Annotated in this window: 17 protein-coding genes; all 17 read left to right on the top strand. The window is 53.4% G+C overall.

The window, feature by feature from the left end:
* Positions 1–76 precede the first annotated feature (76 nt).
* The 17 genes from ACFQ88_RS31530 to ACFQ88_RS31450 all read left to right on the top strand — a co-directional run bounded on the left by ACFQ88_RS31530 (position 77) and on the right by ACFQ88_RS31450 (position 19,873).
* Entirely contained in the window at positions 77–391 is a 315-nt protein-coding gene (locus ACFQ88_RS31530) for a hypothetical protein (protein ID WP_379460714.1), read from the top strand.
* Between the two features lie 469 nt (positions 392–860).
* The gene (locus ACFQ88_RS31525) at positions 861–2,600 is read left to right on the top strand and encodes a sensor histidine kinase (RefSeq protein ID WP_379460712.1); all 1,740 of its coding nucleotides are present in this window, start codon (positions 861–863) and stop codon (positions 2,598–2,600) included.
* 1 nt (position 2,601) lies between these two features.
* The gene (locus tag ACFQ88_RS31520) at positions 2,602–4,194 is read left to right on the top strand and encodes a response regulator transcription factor (RefSeq protein ID WP_379460710.1); all 1,593 of its coding nucleotides are present in this window, start codon (positions 2,602–2,604) and stop codon (positions 4,192–4,194) included.
* 97 nt (positions 4,195–4,291) lie between these two features.
* Positions 4,292–5,569 (top strand): ABC transporter substrate-binding protein, encoded by a 1,278-nt coding sequence (locus ACFQ88_RS31515; protein ID WP_379460708.1) that lies wholly within the window; start codon positions 4,292–4,294, stop codon positions 5,567–5,569.
* Between the two features lie 95 nt (positions 5,570–5,664).
* Positions 5,665–6,543 (top strand): carbohydrate ABC transporter permease, encoded by an 879-nt coding sequence (locus tag ACFQ88_RS31510; RefSeq protein WP_239633981.1) that lies wholly within the window; start codon positions 5,665–5,667, stop codon positions 6,541–6,543.
* Positions 6,544–7,374 (top strand): carbohydrate ABC transporter permease, encoded by an 831-nt coding sequence (locus ACFQ88_RS31505; RefSeq protein WP_239633982.1) that lies wholly within the window; start codon positions 6,544–6,546, stop codon positions 7,372–7,374.
* A gap of 60 nt (positions 7,375–7,434) precedes the next feature.
* Positions 7,435–8,460: a Gfo/Idh/MocA family protein gene (locus ACFQ88_RS31500; RefSeq protein ID WP_379460705.1), complete on the top strand. Its 1,026-nt coding sequence runs from the start codon at positions 7,435–7,437 to the stop codon at positions 8,458–8,460.
* A gap of 188 nt (positions 8,461–8,648) precedes the next feature.
* Positions 8,649–9,638 (top strand): 4-hydroxythreonine-4-phosphate dehydrogenase PdxA, encoded by a 990-nt coding sequence (pdxA, locus tag ACFQ88_RS31495; RefSeq protein ID WP_379460703.1) that lies wholly within the window; start codon positions 8,649–8,651, stop codon positions 9,636–9,638.
* Positions 9,639–9,661: 23 nt separating this feature from the next.
* Positions 9,662–10,912 (top strand): nickel pincer cofactor-dependent isomerase, group 22, encoded by a 1,251-nt coding sequence (locus ACFQ88_RS31490; RefSeq protein WP_379460701.1) that lies wholly within the window; start codon positions 9,662–9,664, stop codon positions 10,910–10,912.
* 60 nt (positions 10,913–10,972) lie between these two features.
* Complete coding sequence (locus ACFQ88_RS31485) at positions 10,973–11,992, top strand: Gfo/Idh/MocA family protein (RefSeq protein WP_379460699.1); 1,020 nt, start codon at positions 10,973–10,975, stop codon at positions 11,990–11,992.
* A 7-nt stretch (positions 11,993–11,999) separates the two neighbouring features.
* Positions 12,000–13,166: a Gfo/Idh/MocA family protein gene (locus tag ACFQ88_RS31480; protein ID WP_379460697.1), complete on the top strand. Its 1,167-nt coding sequence runs from the start codon at positions 12,000–12,002 to the stop codon at positions 13,164–13,166.
* Between the two features lie 30 nt (positions 13,167–13,196).
* Positions 13,197–14,162 (top strand): sugar phosphate isomerase/epimerase family protein, encoded by a 966-nt coding sequence (locus ACFQ88_RS31475; RefSeq protein ID WP_379460695.1) that lies wholly within the window; start codon positions 13,197–13,199, stop codon positions 14,160–14,162.
* Positions 14,163–14,213: 51 nt separating this feature from the next.
* A complete protein-coding gene (locus ACFQ88_RS31470) occupies positions 14,214–14,534 on the top strand; it encodes a UxaA family hydrolase (protein ID WP_379460693.1) in 321 nt (106 codons plus the stop codon).
* Complete coding sequence (locus ACFQ88_RS31465; RefSeq protein WP_239633990.1) at positions 14,527–15,696, top strand: UxaA family hydrolase; 1,170 nt, start codon at positions 14,527–14,529, stop codon at positions 15,694–15,696. The genes ACFQ88_RS31470 and ACFQ88_RS31465 overlap by 8 nt, the downstream gene beginning before the upstream one ends.
* Before the next feature lie 27 nt (positions 15,697–15,723).
* The gene (locus ACFQ88_RS31460) at positions 15,724–16,632 is read left to right on the top strand and encodes an acetaldehyde dehydrogenase (acetylating) (protein ID WP_379460691.1); all 909 of its coding nucleotides are present in this window, start codon (positions 15,724–15,726) and stop codon (positions 16,630–16,632) included.
* Complete coding sequence (dmpG, locus tag ACFQ88_RS31455) at positions 16,619–17,635, top strand: 4-hydroxy-2-oxovalerate aldolase (protein ID WP_379460689.1); 1,017 nt, start codon at positions 16,619–16,621, stop codon at positions 17,633–17,635. The genes ACFQ88_RS31460 and dmpG overlap by 14 nt, the downstream gene beginning before the upstream one ends.
* 321 nt (positions 17,636–17,956) lie before the next feature.
* Positions 17,957–19,873 carry a hypothetical protein gene (locus ACFQ88_RS31450; protein WP_379460687.1) on the top strand — a complete coding sequence of 639 codons (1,917 nt, stop codon included), beginning with the start codon at positions 17,957–17,959 and terminating at the stop codon, positions 19,871–19,873.
* Positions 19,874–20,006 lie beyond the last annotated feature (133 nt).

Genomic DNA, 20,006 nt, shown 5'->3' with positions numbered 1-20,006 from the left:
AAGCATTTTTATCGTACGGGCGGGTATCGTTTTCGAGCTGAAAATAGTCTATTATTACCTTAAGGAGGGAGCGATTGTGAGAAGAAAATCACTTTTCTCAATACCTGGTTTATGTCTCATTTCTATAGCCTGGTACTTGTATGCAGATCAACAAATAACAGTTAACGAAGTCGGTACACAAGCTTGGGTGATCCCCTTTTCCAATGTCGATGATTTAATAAATCATCCTCAAGTTAACCTTATCGTAAAAGCGACTGTGACCTCCAATTCACAACCTAAAACTTATGTTCTTGCAGAGAAAATAGGAATAGAACGTAAACGAATGTTTACAGAATTGATCAAGTTCCAAAATATGACAATAGGGTTACTTCTTCCCAATCAATATCCATAATAGAGCCGACGTACATTACAGATAATGGACTCAAGCCCGGGAAAACAGAATTCCCAACCGGACTATACCGGAAAGCTGAGAGCCTCAAAACATATATCTTTCTTTTAACTTGGAATGAACAGCAACAAGCTTATAATCTATACGGGGTACATCAAGGTAAGTACAATATCGACGGGTCTGACAGCAGAGAAAGTGAAATTGAGATGATAAACGAAAATTATCGTCATTTAAAAGCGTCTATTAAAGAACGACTATTATGAGATTCTGCAGCACCGGTATATAGAACGTTCCGAGCGGTGGATAAACACCGTTACGGAGCTTTTTTGTTGTTATGCTTCAGTTACTGCTCCCGTCGCCAAAAGTGATTAAAATAATCCAGTTCTTATCTCACATTTTACATATCCTTTGTTTCGGGATGTTTGCTATAATGTTAAAACGCTTTCAAAACTAGCATAGGCCGGTGACTACAATGTACAAGCGCAGCTTGCTCGTGAAATTGCTCGTATGGATGCTGATGGCTACAGTCATTCCTTTCACTTGCTCCAATCTGATTTCGTATCGTTCCACCTCCGCCGCCCTAGAGGCCAATATGATTGAGTTAAACCATAAGACGATGAACATCGGCATGGACAATTTGAAAAAATATTTGCAAGAGCTCAACCAGCTTTCCGTTTCGTGGTATTACGATCAAAGCTTGATCAATTATTTATGGCTCGATAAGCCGGACTTTGACAGCGGCTCCTATATCGACCGGCAGCTCGCCTTCTTATATTTCAGCCGCCCGGAAATCAAGCTCGTTAACTATTACAGCGCAATGAGCGGACAACAATATATCAAATTCAACTACTCGGTATGGAGCTCGCCGCAGCAGCCGCAGCTTCCGCCGAATGTTAAGGACGAATGGACGAATTTGCCCGTTTACGAGACAAAGGTAATGAATGACAGCCGGTTTCTAGTTATTAACCGCAAGCTGATTGACTATCCGAAGCCGAATGTGCTCGGCTTGCTGTCGATGTATTTTACCATGGACGAAATTAAACGGCTCAGTACGCAGCTGCTCGACCCCGATCATGAATCGGTGTTTATTTATATGAACGACAGCCAACAGCTGATTTATGCATCGAGTGAGGAATCCGCCCCTCATCTGGATGAGACGACTTTAAGGGACATTACGAAAGAGCCGCAGCAGACTCACTGGAATGGACAGTTCAGGGGAGAACAGGGGGTCTTTCTTGCGGTGAGCGACCGTTTTCTCGAGATGCCGCTGACGATAGTAAAGTTCATTCCCTCCACGTTCATCAATCAGGCGGCCAAACAAACGTTGGATCGCTCCATGGTTATCCAATTTATTGCGCTTGCTTTCGTTATTTTGTTTACGGTCATTCTGTCTTATTCCACCATCGCACCGATCAAAAGACTGATCCGCAATATGACACGCGTGGAAATCGGACAATTCGACGTGGAGCAGTTCAAGAAGCGTGAGGACGAAATCGGCATTCTGGAGCTGCGCTTTCAGACGATGGTGCGCAATTTGAAGGAGATGATTATCCGGGAGTACCAGCAGCGGATTGAAATCTCGACGGCACAGCTCAAAATGCTGCAGGCGCAGATCAATCCGCATTTTTTGTACAATACGCTGCAATCGATAGGTACGACGGCGCTTCGCCATAATATAGAGGAAATCAGCGATAAAATATCCCAGCTCGGGGCGATTTTGCGATACAGCATGGATCTGGATACGGAGACGGTAGCGCTGCAGAAGGAACTCGATCATATTCGCGATTATTTGTCGCTTCAGGAATCCCGTTTTAAGCACAAGCTGACGTATACGATACATTGTGAGTCGTCTGCAGCGAAGAGGATGGTTCCCAAAATGATTTTGCAGCCTTTGGTGGAAAACAGCATTGTACACGGCATCGAAAGCGGGACAGGTCAAGGGGCCATCCGCCTGGAGATTACGATGGACGATGCGCTGATCCTTCGCATTATCGATAACGGCCGGGGAATGGATCAAACGGCTATTGAACAGCTGAAGCAACGATTCGCCAAGCAGCGGCTTCTGCAGCCGGAGGAAGACGGCATCGGGTTAATCAACGTGCTGCAGCGGCTCAGGATTACATACGGCGACGGGTTCGCTTGGACTATGGAGAGCAAGCCGTATGAGAAGACAGAAATCGTGCTAATCATTCCGATTCAGGAGGGAACTTGAGATGAATGTGCTGATTGTTGACGATGAAGAGCATGTAAGAGAAGGCATCGAGCTGTCCATCGATTGGGCGAAATTCGGCATCACCGAAAGGCATATGGCCGAGAACGGAATGGAAGCGCTGGAGAAGCTGAAAAGCTTCAAGCCGGCCGTCCTGTTCTGCGATATGAAAATGCCTGTCATGGGCGGGATCGAGCTGCTGGACAAAATCAGGGAGGAAGGACTTAACACGCAGGTCGTCGTTATTAGCGGATACGGCGATTTCGAATATACGCGCGCTACCATTAAGGCGAACGGAGTGGACTATATTCTCAAGCCGTTTCGGCGAAAGGACGTCGAGGAAGCGCTCCAAAAGGCGATTCAAGCCTGGCGGGAAAAGTCGGGTACGAAGCAGATCGACGTAGAACAGAGCTATTTGGTGCGTAAAGCCGACGAAATGGTGGGCGATAAGAAGCTCGCAGCCTACTTCCGTGGCGAAGCGCCGTTCACATCGTCGATCCGGCAAATCGCGGAGAAGCGCGGCCTCGCCGGCAGAACGCTGAAAACCGCTCTCATCCTGCCCAAAAACCGGATGAAGATTTTAAGCGAACGGTTCATGATGGACGAGGAGCTCTTCTCGTTTGCTGTGGACAATGTTGCCCGCTATACGTTGGGAGGACCTATGGCCAGTGCCTTGTGTCGGCTGGACGACTATCAATGGCTGCTCGTCATGGACGGTGAAGCTATGGGTGCGGGCGAAGCGGATCACAGGTTTTACTTGGAGCGCTTGAAGCGGGCCTGGCAGCAAACGCTGCGGCTGGAGGTATTGATCGGCGCGAGCGCTGCGCGTGCTCAGCTTGAGCATATTCACACGGTGATCGGGGAGGCGAGAGCGAGGCTCCTTAGCGGGGACGTGCTGAGCGACGAGGCCAACGGGACCAACAGCGTCAAAGCGTCCATACCGGCAACCGGCGAGCTTCCGCAGCTGATGAATGAGCAATTTTTGCTCAAAAAAGCGATTGAATCCGGCAATAAGCCGTTCGCAACCGAGCTGCTGCGCAAGCATGTTCACATGCTCCGGAGCCACGGAACATTGCAGCTTAAGGAGCTGCAAGTATGCACGATGGAGGCCAATCTGCTTCTCGGCCGGTGGAGCCAGCTGGCTTCGATACCGCAGGGCATGGCGCAGTCGGCCTTTTTGCCGATGTGGATCAACGATTTGGACGAATGGGAGCGGGTGCTGATCGGCCAGGTTCATTTACTGATCGATCATATGACGCAGCAAGCTTCGTCCGGCAGCAGTATGGAAGAGATCAAGGACTATTTGGACAGCCATTTTCATGAGGACGTATCGCTCTCCCGGCTGGCCGAGCAGTTCCATTTCAGTCCGCAGTACATTTCCAAGAAGTTCAAGGTGACGTACCATAAGACGATCGTAACCTATTTGACCGATTTAAAAATGGAGCGGGCCAAGGCGCTGCTCTCCGGCACCGACATGCCGATAGCGGAGATCGCCAATCAGCTCGGCTACGACGATGAGAATTACTTCAGCAAGGTGTTCAAGAAGCATGCCGGCATGTCTCCGTTTCCGTATCGAAAGAGGAATGAGATTAAATAACTCCTTGTTTCAGCGCGTATATTCCATGTCGAATTCGTCGGCTTCTCTTTACAATAAAGCTATCAAGTCAATCCACAGAGTACCGAGGAGGAATACGATGAAAAAGAACAAGTGGGTCGCCCTAACGGCAACAGCAGCATTAACCGTGTCCATTCTGTCAGCCTGTGCCGGAGGGAATGAACCGGCCAAAACGGCTGCGCCGGCGCAGTCCAGCGCCCCGAAGGTCACTTTGAAGCTGATTCAAGGGAAGGTGGAAGTAACCGACCAGGTGAAGCAAATGGCAGCCGATTATGCGTTGGAAAATCCGAACGTTACGATCGATGCCCAAGTGATCCGAGATGTAGATACGATGCTCAAAACGAGATTCGCCTCCGGAGATGAGCCGGATATCTTCTTCGTGAAAAGCTTCAGCGGCATTAAAGATTGGAACGAGCGGCTGTACGATTTGTCGAATGAGCCATGGATGAGCCAAGTCATGGATGCGGCGCTTCCAGGGATGACGATCAACGGCAAAAAGTTCGGCTTCCCGGTAGCGATGGAAGGCTACGGATTCATTTATAACAAAGATTTGTTTGCCAAAGCAGGCATCGACAAAGTGCCGACCACATTGACGGAGCTGAAGCAGGCGAATGAGAAGCTGAAGGCAGCGGGTATTCCTTCCTATGCCGAAGGCTACAAGGAAGGCTTCGTGCTTGGCCGCAACCTGTTCAACCTGCCTTTCGCCTATGCAAGCAATCCTAACGATTTGATCGGCAAAATTAACGCAGGCACAGCCAAAGTACAAGACGTACCGCTCATGAACAATTTCTTTGATGTGCTCGATATGACAGCGAAGTACGGCAAAGGAGCCGAGTCAGTCGGCATCAGCTATGACAACCAGGTAGCCGAGTTTGCAAACGGCAAAACGGCGATGATGCAGCAGGGCGTCTGGACGATCGAGCTGATCACGAAGGTCAATCCGAATCTCAAATTCGGCATGTTCGCCATTCCGCTAACCGATAATCCCGCCGATACCAAGCTTCCGGTAGGCATCCCGAATTATTACGTTGTCAACAAAGACTCCAAGCAGCTGGAGGAAGCGAAGAAATTTCTCACCTGGATGCATAAGAACGGTCAGAAATATTTGGTCGATTCGATGCACTTGATTCCGGCATTTAAAGATATGAAGGCTACGAAGGAGCTGGGTCCTCTGGCTGACGATATGAACCTATATGTGGAGAAAAACCAAACGATCCCTTGGGCTTACTCCTTGTGGCCGGCCGGAATGGACGTACAGTTTACCAAGCCGCTGCAAGCCTATGTCGGGGGGCAGATGAGCAGAGAAAAAGTGCTGGAAGAGGTTCAGAAGCTGTGGAGTAACGCTGTGAAAAAGTAATTGCCCACCCATGGATCAGCCCATGCGCCGATTGTCGCTGTTCCGGTTATCGCGTATAGGCTGATCGTTTATAACGGGGAAAAGGAGTATGCATCATGTCGCGAACGAAAACGAGAAAATGGTTATTATACATCGCCTTTGTCTCCCCTGCTGTCCTGTTGTTCACGATATTCATCATGTGGCCGTTTCTGAGAGCAATCGTGTATTCGTTTCAGGATTGGAACGGCATCAGCAGCGAAGTCAAATGGGCCGGGTGGAGCAATTACACACGGATGCTCAGCGATACCGAGTTTGTAAGATCTTTTACCTTCACGCTAAAGTACGTGGTCGTTAGTACGATTTTGGTGAACATCGTTGGATTTGCGCTTGCTTTTGTTTTGAATATGGCTTTGAAAACGAAAAATGCGCTAAGAACCGTGTTCTTCCTGCCGCATGTCGTCGGCTCGCTTATCATCGGCTTTATCTTTCAATTCATTATTACACAAGGCTTTCCGCAAATTGCAAGCCTGACCGGCATCTCGATATTTGCAAAAAACTGGCTCAGCCTGCCGAGCTACGCATTCTGGTCTTTGGTGCTGGTAAGCGTATGGCATTACGCAGGATATTTGATGGTCATTTACTTGGCGGCACTGCAGGGCATTCCGACCGATATGATAGAGGCCGCACAGATGGATGGGGCCGGCCGCTGGCGGAGGCTGTGGAATATTATACTGCCGCTCATTATGCCGGCGATGACGGTATGCTTGTTCCTAGCGATCTCCCACGGATTCAAGGTGTTCGATCTGAATTTCGCGCTAACCAAAGGCGGACCGTTCGGAACGACGGAGTCGCTGGCGCTCCATATTTATTTGGACGCGTTCACAAAGAACGAATATACGTACGGCTCGGCTAAAGCCGTTGTATTCTTTATCGTGCTTGCCTCCATCACCGTGGTACAGGTGTTCGTCATGAAGCGGAAGGAGGTGGAGATGTAAATGAATGAACGTTATAACGCTGGAAAATTCATCATCGAGCTGTTCATGATCGCGCTTGGCGTTATCTTCTTTATTCCGCTTTATTTAACCTTCGTCAACGCCTTTAAAAGCTACAATGAGGTCCTTGCTTCGACGGCTTCCTTGCCGGAGCAGTTCCGGTTCACCAACTTCACTACCGTCTGGAATCAGATTCATTTCCCCGGGGTCTTCGCCAATTCGCTGATCATTACGGTAGCCGGCGTTCTCGGCATCCTGCTGATCAGTGCCGCGGCTGCCTACCAGCTGGTCCGAAATCCGGGAACGGTCAGCCATATTATTTTTCTGGTCATTCTGTCGTCGCTCGTCATTCCTTTTCAAACGATGATGATCCCCCTCGTCAAGGTGGCCAAAGACCTGCATCTGATCAACTCGCTGCACGGAATGGTCATCATGTACTGGGGCTTCGGCATCCCGCTCGCCCTGTTCCTGTACCACGGCTTCGTCAAGGGGATTCCGCTGGAGCTGGAGGAAGCGGCCACGATAGACGGCAGCGGGACGGTCGGCGTATTTTTCCGGATTTTGCTCCCGCTATTGGCGCCGATTACAACAACGATTGCGATCCTGCATTCGCTGTGGATCTGGAACGACTTTCTGCTGCCGTTCATCATGCTGAGCGCCAAGGCGAATCAGACGATTCCGCTCGCGACGTATGTATACTTCGGGGAATATACGAACCAATGGCATCTGGCGTTAGCTGCTTTGACGCTGGCGGTTTTGCCGATCATCGTATTCTTCCTGGCGATGCAGCGCTACATTATTCAAGGCATTACTGCGGGAGCGGTGAAAGGTTGACCGATTTCGGAGGAGCAGCCCCGCAATTGGGCGGTTCAATCATTTAGGAGGCTTATCATCATGACAACGATAAAAATAGGCGTTATAGGCTGTGGAGCCATTGCCAGAAGAAGACACCTGCCGGAATATGCGCAATTGCCGAATGTGGACATTGTTGCAGTCGCCGATGTCTTCGCAGGACGTGCCGAAGAAATGGCCGCACAATACGGCGCGAAGGCGTATACCGACTATCGCGAGCTGCTGCGTCACGAGGAGCTGGATGCAGTCAGCGTATGTACGCCGAATGCGCTGCATGCGCCGATCACCATCGCCGCCTTGGAGGCGGGCAAGCACGCGCTGTGCGAGAAGCCGATGGCGGTCAGCGAGGCGGAAGCGAGGGCGATGATCGCCGCATCGGAAAGAAACGGCAAGCTGCTCATGATCGGGCATAACCAACGCCTTATGCTGCCGCATCAAAAGGCGAAGCAGCTGCTGGCAAGCGGCGAGCTGGGCCGAGTATTAACGTTCCGCACCTCGTTCGGGCATGGCGGTCCGGAGTCATGGAGCATCGAAGGAGCCGGGGGCTGGTTTTTCAAGAAGGAGCTTGCGTTTATCGGAGCGATGGGCGATCTCGGCGTACATAAAGCCGACCTCATGCGCTATCTGCTCGGCGAAGAAATCATCGAGGTTGGCGCTTTCGTCGGCACGCTGCATAAGCCTAATACGGATGTGGACGACAATGCAGTATGCATCGTCAAGACGGAGAGCGGCATTATCGGAACGCTGGCCGCGAGCTGGACTTACAAAGCGAAGGAAGACAACAGCACCGTATTCTACTGCGAGCACGGCATATTGCGGTTGATCGAAGATTCAACCTATAACGTGATTGTTGAGAAAAACAATGGGGAAAAGGTACTGCATCAAATAGGCAAGGTGGCCACCAACGAGAAGCAGACGGAGAGCGGAATCGTGCGCGAATTTGCCGGCCATATTACGGCTAACACGAAGCCCGCGATTTCCGGCGAAGAAGGGATGAAGTCGCTCAAGATCATTCTGGCCGCTCTGGAGTCTGCCGAAACCGGCCGGATGGTACGGATCCCATTGTAAGCCCGTTAACGGGGCAATTGCTCGGCGAATTAGCAGGAAAGATGGAGCATCGAGGTTCGTATACTCTTATAGTGCAGTGCGCTGACCATAATGGACAGTGCTTCAGGCAAAGCAATGCTCTAAATATTCGGAATACTCAATTAATTATTCGTTAAGCACAAACATATACAGAAGGAGATGCAGAGAACTTGAAAACAAAACCGGTTGTAGGAGTCACTTTAGGGGATGCGGCGGGCATCGGCCCGGAATTGGTTGTCAAAGCGCTGCAAAATGCAGAAATTCGTCAGCTGGCCACATGGGTGCTGATCGGTGATGAGCGCGTGCTTCAGCAGGGGCAGGACGCAGCGGGAAGCTCGATTACTTACCGCAGCATAGACAATGTCGGGCAGGTAGACTCGGCAGATGATCTCTACTTCATTGATTTGCATAATGTACCGGCGAATGCGTATACGCCGGGCCAGCTATCGGTTGAGTCGGGCAAAGCGACAGGCGAGACGTTGACGTACGCGCTGAAAGTCGCGCAAAACAAACAGCTCGACGCTGTCATTTATGCGCCGATCAACAAGGAAGCGCTGCATAGCGGAGGATTCCACTTCCAGGATGAGCTGCATTTCTTCGCAGATCTGCTCGAGTGCAAGGAAGGCTTCAGCGAAATCAACGTCATGGATAATCTATGGGTGACCCGCGTGACGTCGCATATCGCTCTCAAGGACGTGAGCCGACTGGTTACGAAAGAACGAGTTGCCCGAATCATTCGTTTTGCCCATACCACATTAACGAATGCCGGTATAGCCAATCCGAGCATTGCCGTTGCCGCGTTGAACCCGCATGCCGGGGACGGGGGACTGATGGGAATGGAGGAAATTGAGGAAATCCGCCCCGCTATTCAGGAGGCGAAGCAGGAGGGCATTAACGTCGCTGGTCCGTACCCTGCGGACACGATCTTCCTGCGGCTCAAGACCGATCCGTTCGATTGCCTGGTCGGGATGTATCATGACCAAGCGCAAACAGGGATGAAGCTGATGGGCTTCAACAGAGGCGTTACCGTCAGCGGAGGACTGCCGGTGGTTATTACTACGCCGGCGCACGGCACCGCCTTCGATATTGCCGGCAAAGGCGTTGCCGATCCGGGTGCGATGGAGCAGGCGATGAAGCTAGCCGTTCGATTGATCGGATAATAGACGAAAAGGAGAGCATGCACATGAAACTGCCGCGGATGGTGCAGGTTAAGCAGCGTTTCGCCGGGCCTGCAGTGGAGCATATCGCAAGGGAAGTATGGGAGCAGCTAGCCCGTGCCGGCATTGATGAAGCCGTAACGCCGGGCATGAGAATCGCTCTGACGGCCGGGAGCCGGGGAATCGCCAACATCGCAGAGATCATCAAGGCGACAGCAGCGAAGCTCAAGTCGCTCGGCGCCGAGCCGTTCATCATTCCTGCAATGGGCAGCCACGGCGGAGCTACGGCGGAGGGCCAGGTGAAGGTGCTGGCCAGCCTCGGAGTGACCGAGGCGTACTGCGAAGCGCCGATCTTGTCGTCGATGGAGGTCGTGCAGATCGGCCGGACGGAGCGGGACATCCCGGTGTACATCGACCGCCACGCTTCTGAAGGGGACGGCATTATCCTGATCGGCCGCATCAAGGTGCATACCGATTTCAAATCGCCGATCGGCATCGAAAGCGGCATTATGAAAATGGCGGCGATCGGCCTCGGCAAGCATGAGCAAGCACTTGCGCTGCACAATTACGGCATTCAAGGAATCCGCGACTTCATGCCGGAGGTGTCGCGCGTCGTATTTGAGAAAGCGAACATTTTGTGCGGCATCGGCATCGTGGAGAACGCATATGAGCAAACGGCGGTAATCGAGGCGATCCCGACACCTCGTATCGAAGAAAGAGAGCGTGAGCTGCTCAAGCTGTCGGCTTCGCTCATGCCGAAGCTGCCGGTACAGCAGCTGGATGTGCTGCATGTCGACCGCATCGGGAAGAACTACAGCGGTACCGGCATGGATACGAACATTATCGGCCGCATGCGCATTCTAGGCGTCGATGAGCCGGCATCGCCTAATATCAAGTATGTGATAGCGGGCGATCTGAGCGATGAATGCCAGGGCAACGCGCTCGGGATCGGCCTTGCCGATTTGACGACGAAGCGGCTGTTCGAGAAGATCGATTATCACAAAACGAATGAGAATGTGATTACGAGCACGTTCCTGCATCGCGCATTGATTCCGATCATCTTGGACAACGACCTGGAAGCGATGAGAACGGCACTGCGCTGCTGCTGGGGTGTCAGTCCCGAGCAGGCCCGCATCATACGGATCGCTAACACGCTGCATCTGGAGCATATGTATGTGTCGGAATCGCTGATTCCTGAAATCGAGGCGCTGGACCACGTGAAAGTGGTCGGGGATTTGGAGGAAATGAAATTCGACGGCAGCGGAGTATTCATATAAACACGGTTTGATCTTAAGACACGACACTTAAGACAGTTCAAGCTCATGGGAGGCAATCGTATGAACAAGATTCGAGTCATTCAGGTCGGGGCCGGGAGGTTCGGGCAATCGTGGTTGAAGGTGCTATCCGAGTATGACCAGGTAGAGCTGGCGGCGGTTGTCGACGTAGTGCCGGACAATTTAGCGGCGGCATCGGCCATAACACAGCTTCCTGACAGCAGGCTGTTCGGCAGCCTGGATGAAGCGGCTCAGGCGGTAGAGGCGGATATGGCCTTGATCGTCACCCCTCCGGCTACTCATAAATCTATCGCTCTTCAAGCTCTGCAGGCAGGCTTGCATGTGGTGCTGGAGAAGCCGCTCACGCATACGTTCGACGAAGCGGCGGAGCTGTACGAGCAGAGCAAGCGCTACGACCGCAAAATCATGATCAGCCAAAACTACCGCTGGCGACCTTGTATCCAAACCTTAAAAAAGCTGCTGCAAGAGCAGATTATCGGCCGTGTAGGCTATATCGAATACGATTTCCGCAAGGCGCATCAAGTCGGGGGCTGGCGCAACGAGATGGACGAGATTTTGCTCGAAGACATGTCGCTGCATCACTTCGATATTATGCGGTTTATTTTGGACAAAGAACCGGTTGATGTATATGCGCAAAGCTTCCGTCCCTACTGGAGCTGGTTTAACGGCAATCCGTCGGCAAGCGTCGTCATCCGTTTCGAGGATAATATTCGTGTCAACTATTTCGGCAGCTGGGTAAACCGGGGCCGGGAGACAACATGGAATGGCGACATCCGCGTATACGGGGAGCACGGAGCCATCGAGATGACCGACGATCAGCTCTTCATATGGAAGCAGGATAAGGAAGGCGAGCCATCGGCAGTGGAGCTGCCGGAAGCAGCTTACGGCGACCGGATGTCTTCGTTGAACGATTTTGTCGAGGCGATCCGAAACCATCGGGAACCTGTAACAAGCCTTGCCGACAATATCAAAAGCTTCGCCCTCACTTGTGCGGCGATTCAATCGACCCGAGAGGGCCGTAGCGTCACCATCAACGATTTCATCTCCAAGTATACGAGGTGAGATACGGATGAGTAACAAGCAAATCAACGTCGGCATGGTCGGCTACAAATTTATGGGCAAGGCGCACAGCAATGCGTACAGCCGGATCGGGATGTTCTTCCCCGAGACGGTAACTCCCGTTATGAAAACGATATGCGGCAGAGACCGTCTAGCGGTCGTGCAGGCAGCGGAACAGTTCGGCTGGGAGGGCTTCGTCACCGATTGGAAGGAGCTGTTGAGCGACCCTGCGATTGAGCTCATCGATATTAATGCCCCGAGCGATGCGCATAAGGAAATCGCTATAGCAGCCGCCAAGGCGGGAAAGCATCTCTTTTGCGAAAAGCCGCTTGCCTTGAATTTGGCGGATTCGCGGGACATGCTGAAGTCGGCGGAGCAAGCGGGGATTAAGCATATGGTTGGATTCAACTACCGCTTCGCGCCTGCGGTCCAGCTGGCCAAAAAGCTCATTGAACAAAACAGGCTGGGGGAGATTTATCATTTTCGCGGCTGGTTTTTGCAGGATTGGCTGCTTGATCCGGACTTCCCTCTGGTTTGGAGGCTGCAAAAAGAAGTGGCGGGCTCCGGCTCCCACGGCGATTTGGGCGCGCATGTAGTCGATCTGGCCCACTATTTGGTCGGGAGCATGTCGGAGGTGATCGGCATGAGCGAAACGTTCGTTCCCGAGCGGCCGATGCCTACTGCAATGTCCGGTCTAAGCGCCAAGGGCAGCAAGGACGCCCCCAAGGGCAAAGTTACGGTCGATGACGCGACGCTTTTTTTGATCCGTTTTGCCGGCGGCGCTATGGGCAGCATCGAGGCAAGCCGGTTCGCCGCAGGCCATCGCTGTACCAATGCGTTCGAAATCAACGGAAGCAAAGGCAGCATCCGCTTCGATTTTGAACGGCTGAACGAGCTGGAGGTTTATTTTACAGACGACGATCCCGACGTTCAGGGCTTCCGCCGTGTGCTGGCGACGGATCCGGCTCATGCCTATATGGATGCATGGTGGCCTCCGGGACATACGATCGGTTATGAGCATACGTTTGTCCATGAAATTCGGGAGCTGATGGAGGCGATTCGCGAGGACCGGCAGCCGGTACCGAATTTTGCCGACGGCGTCATGTGCCAGCAGGTGCTTGAAGCGGTCGACTTGTCCATTGCCGAACGGAGATGGGTGAAAATTAGCGAGCTATAGCCATATTAAGCGAATAAAGGAAGTGGAACGATGCAACTCGGTGTTTTTTTGAAATTGTTTAGGACTCTCTCCTTGGAAGATGCCCTGGAGCTCGCAGCTAGCCAAGGCATTCAGACGGTAGAAATCGCTACAGGAGGATATGTGGGCAACCAGCATTTGAATCCGAAAGAGGTGCTCGGCAAGCCTGCTGAGATCGCCCGAATCAAGAGCGCTCTTGAGCGAAACGGCTTGACGATCAGTGCATTAAGCTGCCACGGCAACCCGCTGCATCCTAACCCGGCGATTGCAGAAGCTCATCATGATGATTTTATGAATACAATCCTGCTTGCTAAAGAGCTCGGTGTCGAAACGGTCGTCAACTTCTCGGGCTGTCCGGGGGAATCGGAGACGTCGCAGCGTCCGGCATGGATTACATGTCCCTGGCCGACGGATTTTCTGGAGACATTGACCTGGCAGTGGGAGCAAAAGGTTATTCCATATTGGAAGGATATGGGAAGAGCAGCCAGAGAGTACGGAATCCAAATAGCGGTGGAGCCGCATCCCGGCTTTGTCGTCTACAACTCGGAGACGGCGCTACGGCTCTGTGAAGAAGCCGGCGAGAACGTTGGAATCAATTTCGACCCCAGCCACTTGTTCTGGCAGGGCATGGATCCGATTGCGTGCATCGTTAGCCTGGGTGAGCGCATTTATCACTTCCATGCGAAGGATACGGCCATATATCAACGCAACAACGGGCTGAACGGCGTACTGGACACGAAGTCGTACCGCGATATCGCCAACCGTTCCTGGGCTTTCCGCACCGTCGGCTACGGTCATGGGCATGAAGTATGGAAGGAAATCATCAGCACACTGCGGACCTTAGGCTACAGCGGAGCTATTAGCATCGAGCATGAGGATGGGCTGATGTCCACCCGGGAGGGCTTCAACAAGGCGGTACAGTTTCTCCAGGAGGCAATGATTACGGAAACGTCCGGCGAGATGTACTGGGCTAGATAACGAGATAACCTGTTTCGGTCCCGATAAGAACCGTACACAGAAGAATGGAGGATGAGCAGCTTGAACACAGCGGGCAGCATCTATAGGGCCATTATGATGAAAAAGCAGGACAACGTAGCTACGGCATTGGAGGATATCCCGGCGGGCGCTGCGGTACAACTGCACGTCGACGACGCTAGCTTGACCGTGACATTGTGCGAGCCTATCGCGTTCGGACATAAATTTGCGGTTCGGCCGATCACTGGAGGAGAAGATATCCTCAAGTACGGCGAGGTCATCGGGATGGCAAACCGGGTCATTCAGCCGGGGGAGCATGTCCACGTTCACAATTTGGATGGAAAAAGAGGGCGGGGGGATCAAGTTGGTGCATAACGCGAAATTTTGGGGATACCGCCGCAAGGACGGACGGGTGGGAGTCAGAAACCATGTGCTGATCTTGCCTACCATTGTATGTGCGACACAATCTGCCGTTCGTATAACGGAGCTGGTGCAAGGCACCGTGTCGTTTATTCATCAGCACGGCTGTGCGCAGGTAGGAATCGACTACGAGCAAACGTTCCGCACGTACGTAGGCATCGGCAGCAATCCGAACGTGTACGGCGTCGTCGTGCTCGGTCTAGGATGCGAGACGCATCAAGGGCGCAGCGTCGCCGATGAAATCGCCAAGCGGACGGGAAAACCGGTCGAGCTGGTGTCCATTCAGGAGAACGGCGGCACGCTGATGACTATCGCCAGGGGAGCCCAGGTGGCGGCACGTATGGTACAGGACGCCTCCATGCAGCGTCGCGAGGAATGCGACATCAGCGAGCTGATCGTAGCCACGGAATGCGGCGGATCGGACGCCTGCTCCGGCTTGTCGGCCAATCCGGCCGTAGGCGTAGTGAGCGACATGCTTGTCGATGGCGGCGGGACGGCGATATTGGCCGAGACGTCGGAAATCATCGGCGCGGAGCATCTGCTCGCGAACCGTGCGGTAGATGACCGGGTCAGACAGCGCGTGTACGAGGTCATTCAGGCGATGGAAGCCAAAGCGATCATGATGGGGGTCGACATTCGCACCGGCAACCCGACGCCGGGCAACATTAAAGGCGGTCTCAGCTCGCTCGAGGAGAAGTCGCTCGGTGCCGCAGCGAAAGCCGGTTCCCGCCCGCTGCAGGAGCTGATCGATTATGCGGAGCAGCCGACGAAGAAAGGTCTCGTCTGGATGGATACGCCCGGACAAGATATCGAGCAGCTGACCGGCATGGTGGCCGGTGGCGCGCAAATTGTTTTGTTCACCAGCGGTCGCGGTACGCCGACAGGCTCCCCGATTGCTCCGGTCATCAAAATCGCCACGAATACTCGCATGTTCGAAACGATGGCGGACAACATGGATATGAATGCAGGCACCATTATAGAAGGAAAAGAATCCGTACAGGATGTAGGGCGCCGGATGTTTGACGAAGTGCTGGACGTGGCGAACGGCAAATGGACGAAGGCGGAAATTTTGAAGCAGTACGACTTCGGAATCAATCGGATCGGTCCTACGTTTTAATAGCACGGTTGGAGGGAGAGCAGAACCATGAAGAAAATCAAAGCGGCGATCCTGGGGTCGGGTAACATCGGCACGGATTTGATGTATAAGCTGGAGCGCAGCGAATGGCTGGAGCTGACCGCGATGATCGGCATCGATCCGGCTTCCGATGGATTGCAACGAGCGCGCTCTCGCGGTTACGCGACTTATGATAACGGCATTCAGGCGATCTTGGATCGCCCGGAGCTGGCGGATATCGTATTCGACGCGACGGCAGCCAAAGCGCATGTAAGACATGCCAAGGTGCTGAAGGAGCTGGGCATCACCGCCATCGATCTGACGCCTGCGGCGCGCGGACCGTTCCTGTGCCCGGTCGTTAACTTACGCGACCATTTGGAAGCGCCAAATGTGAATTTGATCACGTGCGGAGGGCAAGCGACGATTCCGATGGTTCATGCAGTGAACCGGGTGGCGGACGTCACTTACGCGGAAATCGTAGCGACCATCTCGAGCAAAAGCGCAGGTCCAGGTACTCGCTCGAATATCGACGAATTCACGAGTACGACCCGGCGCGGGCTGGAGGAGATCGGCGGAGCGGACCGCGGTAAGGCGATTATTATTCTTAATCCGGCCGATCCGCCGATTATGATGCGGAATACGGTGTACTGCCAGGTGCGGAACATGAATAAGGAGGCCATCAGACAATCTGTGCAAGAGATGGCTGAACAGGTACGGGAGTATGTGCCGGGCTACCGGCTTAGGCAAGACGTCCTGTTCGATGAAGACAAGGTGACGATCTTCATCGAGGTGGAAGGAGCCGGCGATTATTTCGAGCCTTATGCCGGCAATCTCGATATTATGACGGCTACCGCCGCCCGGATCGGCGAAGAGTTCGCCCGGTACCGGCTGGCGGCGGCCCCGGCAGGGAAAGGAGGCGACGCTAATGCTGCGCAATAGCGATAAGCCGGTCCGCATAACGGAAGTATGTTTGCGGGACGGCAGCCATGCGGTGGCCCACCAATTTACGGTGGAGCAGGTGCGGTCCGTTACCCGGGCGTTGGACGACGCAGGGATGCATTACATCGAAGTGAGCCACGGCGACGGACTGGGAGGCTCGACGCTCCAGTACGGGCGCTCGCTCGTCGATGAGATGAAGCTGATCGAAGCGGCGGTCGACGAATGCAAGCAATCCGCCGTTGCGGTACTGCTCATCCCCGGCATCGGCACGGTGCACGAGCTGAAGCAGGCCCGCTCGCTCGGCGCACAGCTGGTGCGCGTTGCGACGCACGTTACGGAGGCGGACGTATCCGCCCAGCATCTGTATGCCGCGCGCGAGCTTGGCATGGAAGCGCTCGGCTTCCTCATGATGGCGCATTCCGCGCCGGTCGAGGTGCTCGTGGAGCAGGCGCAGAAGATGGAAAGCTACGGCGCGCAGGCGGTCTATGTCACCGACTCGGCAGGAGCGATGCTGCCGGAGCAGGTGCGCGAGCGCGTGAAGGCGCTGCGCAGCTCCTTGTCGTGCGAGATCGGCTTCCACGCGCACAACAATCTTTCTCTCGCCGTCGCGAATACGCTCGTTGCGATGGAGGAGGGTGCCACGCGCATCGACGGCAGCGTGCGCTGCCTTGGCGCCGGCGCCGGCAACACCCAGACCGAGGCGCTGATCGCCGTTCTCCAGCGCATGGGCGTCGACCTCGGCATCGATCTGTACAAGATGATGGATCTCGCCGAGAGCGTGGTCGCTCCGGTCATGCACCGCGTGCCGGAGATTAACAAGGGCAGCCTCGCGATGGGCTACGCCGGCGTGTACTCCAGCTTTCTGCTGCATGCAGAAAAGGCAGGCAAGCGGTTCGGCGTCGACCCTCGCGATATCCTGCTTGAGCTCGGCCGGCGCAAAGCCGTAGGCGGTCAGGAGGATATGATCGTCGACGTCGCCGCAAGCTTGCGCACGCGGCTGTAAGGAAGCAGCTTCCGCGCAGGATGTAACCGCATAATAGCTCAATCTCAGCACCGGACTTTTGTCCGGTGCTTTTTGTGTCCGGTGCTTTTTGGATGCTGATTAACCGAGTTTACCTATACATGCTAAAGTGATGATTTGGTAGTTCTATGAGAACAAGTACTTCAACATATCCGATTGCGGTTATTTGGTTTATTTGGTGTACACTCGCAGGTGCTGCACTTGTTCATTTATGCAACTAAATCGCAACTGGATGGGAGGTTGCGGGCTGTATTATGATCGAGGTGCTTAAGCTGCAATCTATTAGATGTGGAGGAACCCATAATGATCATCGATGGAAGCGGGAAAGCGAGCAAGATTACAGAAGCTTCAGCTGCCTACACAGCAGTTGTCCCTGCACCTGACTTCAGCCGGATCCGACCGGACGATTTCGCGGATGACGATTACATATCCCCTCATGTATGGCCCAGCGACCGCCGGGGCATTCCGTATTACTACAAGCATTTCCACACGGTGGCAAACGCAGTGCGGCTGGAGGAGCCTCATCGTGGTTTTATCGATCTGGTGGTTCATCGCAGTCCCGAGCATAATTTCCCGTACAATGCACGCGTTCAAGAGAATCACCTGTGGTTTGCTTACTTTTACACGAACCCGGCGCCATGGAATATGTACTATGGGATGCCCCAGGTACAGCACCGGCTGGAGGCGATACTGGAGCACCTGCTAACCTTGCAGGGGCCGAAAGGAGCGTTCTCCGAGTACAGCCCGGAGGGATACAATTTACCGGGAACGTCGTTCGCGCTCCAATTCCTCGGCCAAACCGTACGGTTGCTGAAGGAGGCCAAAGCGGCAAATCCTGACTTTCCTTTCATTAACGAAGATCTTTATACCAGAGTGATTGAAGCGAGCCGGAAGGCGATTGAACATGTCTTGCATGACAGCAGGCTTTGGGAGCATGGAACCGGCTTTACGAACCAATATACTTTGATGTGGTCGGCAACCGCAGCCTATTTGGCTATCCATCCGGATGAGGCGATCGAATCGAAGCTTCGTGAAAGGATGGCCCAATCTGCAAGCGCCTTCATCAGTCCGGCAGGATTTTATTACGAGAATAACAGCTATGATATGGGCTACAACGTGGGCGTCCATATTCAGAATATGATGGCGGACTACTACTATTTCAGGAAAACCGAGCTGGAGCAGGAAGTAGTGGAGAAGGAGAGCAGGTTTATTGAGTGGTTGTCCTACAATCTGGTGTTAGAGCCGGACGGATCGTTCTTCACGTCGAATGCGTCCGCTTCCTGCCGTACGGAATCCGCCCACTATGAGAGAAAGGATATTCCGCTTGCGGAGAAGCTGCTGCTGGCTAGAGCTTTTGTCAAATCGCAGGAAGAGGTCGCGAGAGATATCCAGAGGGCGAAAGGCGAGATCATGAAGGACGGCAGCTGGCCCAATGTGCCGGAGCTGAATAAGACAGGAGGCAATTCCTTTAATCCCTACGGGCTCTATAACCGTATCTTGTACCGGTACTATCCAACGGAGGCCGAACGTAAGGAGGCCATTGCCAAGCTTCCGTATAGAGCAAGCGAAAGATTCAACCATCAGCGCAACGACGACCGCAGCGGTCTGCAGTTTACCTACGTACGGCGGCCGTCCTATTATGCGGCTTTTGCGGCCGGACCTCAGAAGGTGAACGCGCAAGTATTCGGACTCGGTCTGCTGTGGCATCCGCAGGGCGGTATTCTTCTATCCAGTCAGACCGAAGCGGGAGCCTTGAAAGGAAGCAAAGGGCTGTCCTGGGGGACGAAAAAGGATGGCGAACCTCGGGTATACGAGAACGGAGATGTCTGCCCGCGATACTACGTAGACCTGCAAGAAATACCCCCTGTACGGGGCTGCACCGATATAGCTCAGGGCGATATGGAAATGAGATATGAGCTCGGGGCTGAGGGTGAGAAAACCGTCCGCTTCGGGGAAAATGCCATTGCTGTGACCGTCCGCCATCTCGGCCGCATCGAAGAGCAAATTCCGCTCATGGTTGCTCCTGGCGACCGGATGGTTGTGGAAGACGGTGAGATCGCTCTGTATAGGCGCGATATCGTGCTGCGTATCCAATTCGAAGGAGATGCGGTTGCCAAGCTGGTTCCCAAGCCTTTCCACATCTACACCCGCCAAATGCAGATACTTACCCTGGAAGCCAAAGAAGCTCTTCAATATACCTTTAAGATGGAATCGTGTTAAACACAGACTGAATCCAGGCGCAGATCCGATAGTTTATACCTATTGTGAGTTCTGCGTCTTTTATAAATCCTGTAATGTATGCACTTACATTAACATATATGGATTTTGTTCTTACAAGAAAGTGCTGTCTAAA

This window comes from Paenibacillus sp. NPDC056579 (assembly GCF_042793215.1).
Taxonomy (GTDB): Bacteria; Bacillota; Bacilli; order Paenibacillales; family NBRC-103111; genus Paenibacillus_S.
The sequence above is the reverse complement of the archived record's forward strand: the minus strand, read 5'-3'. Positions and strand labels throughout refer to the sequence as shown.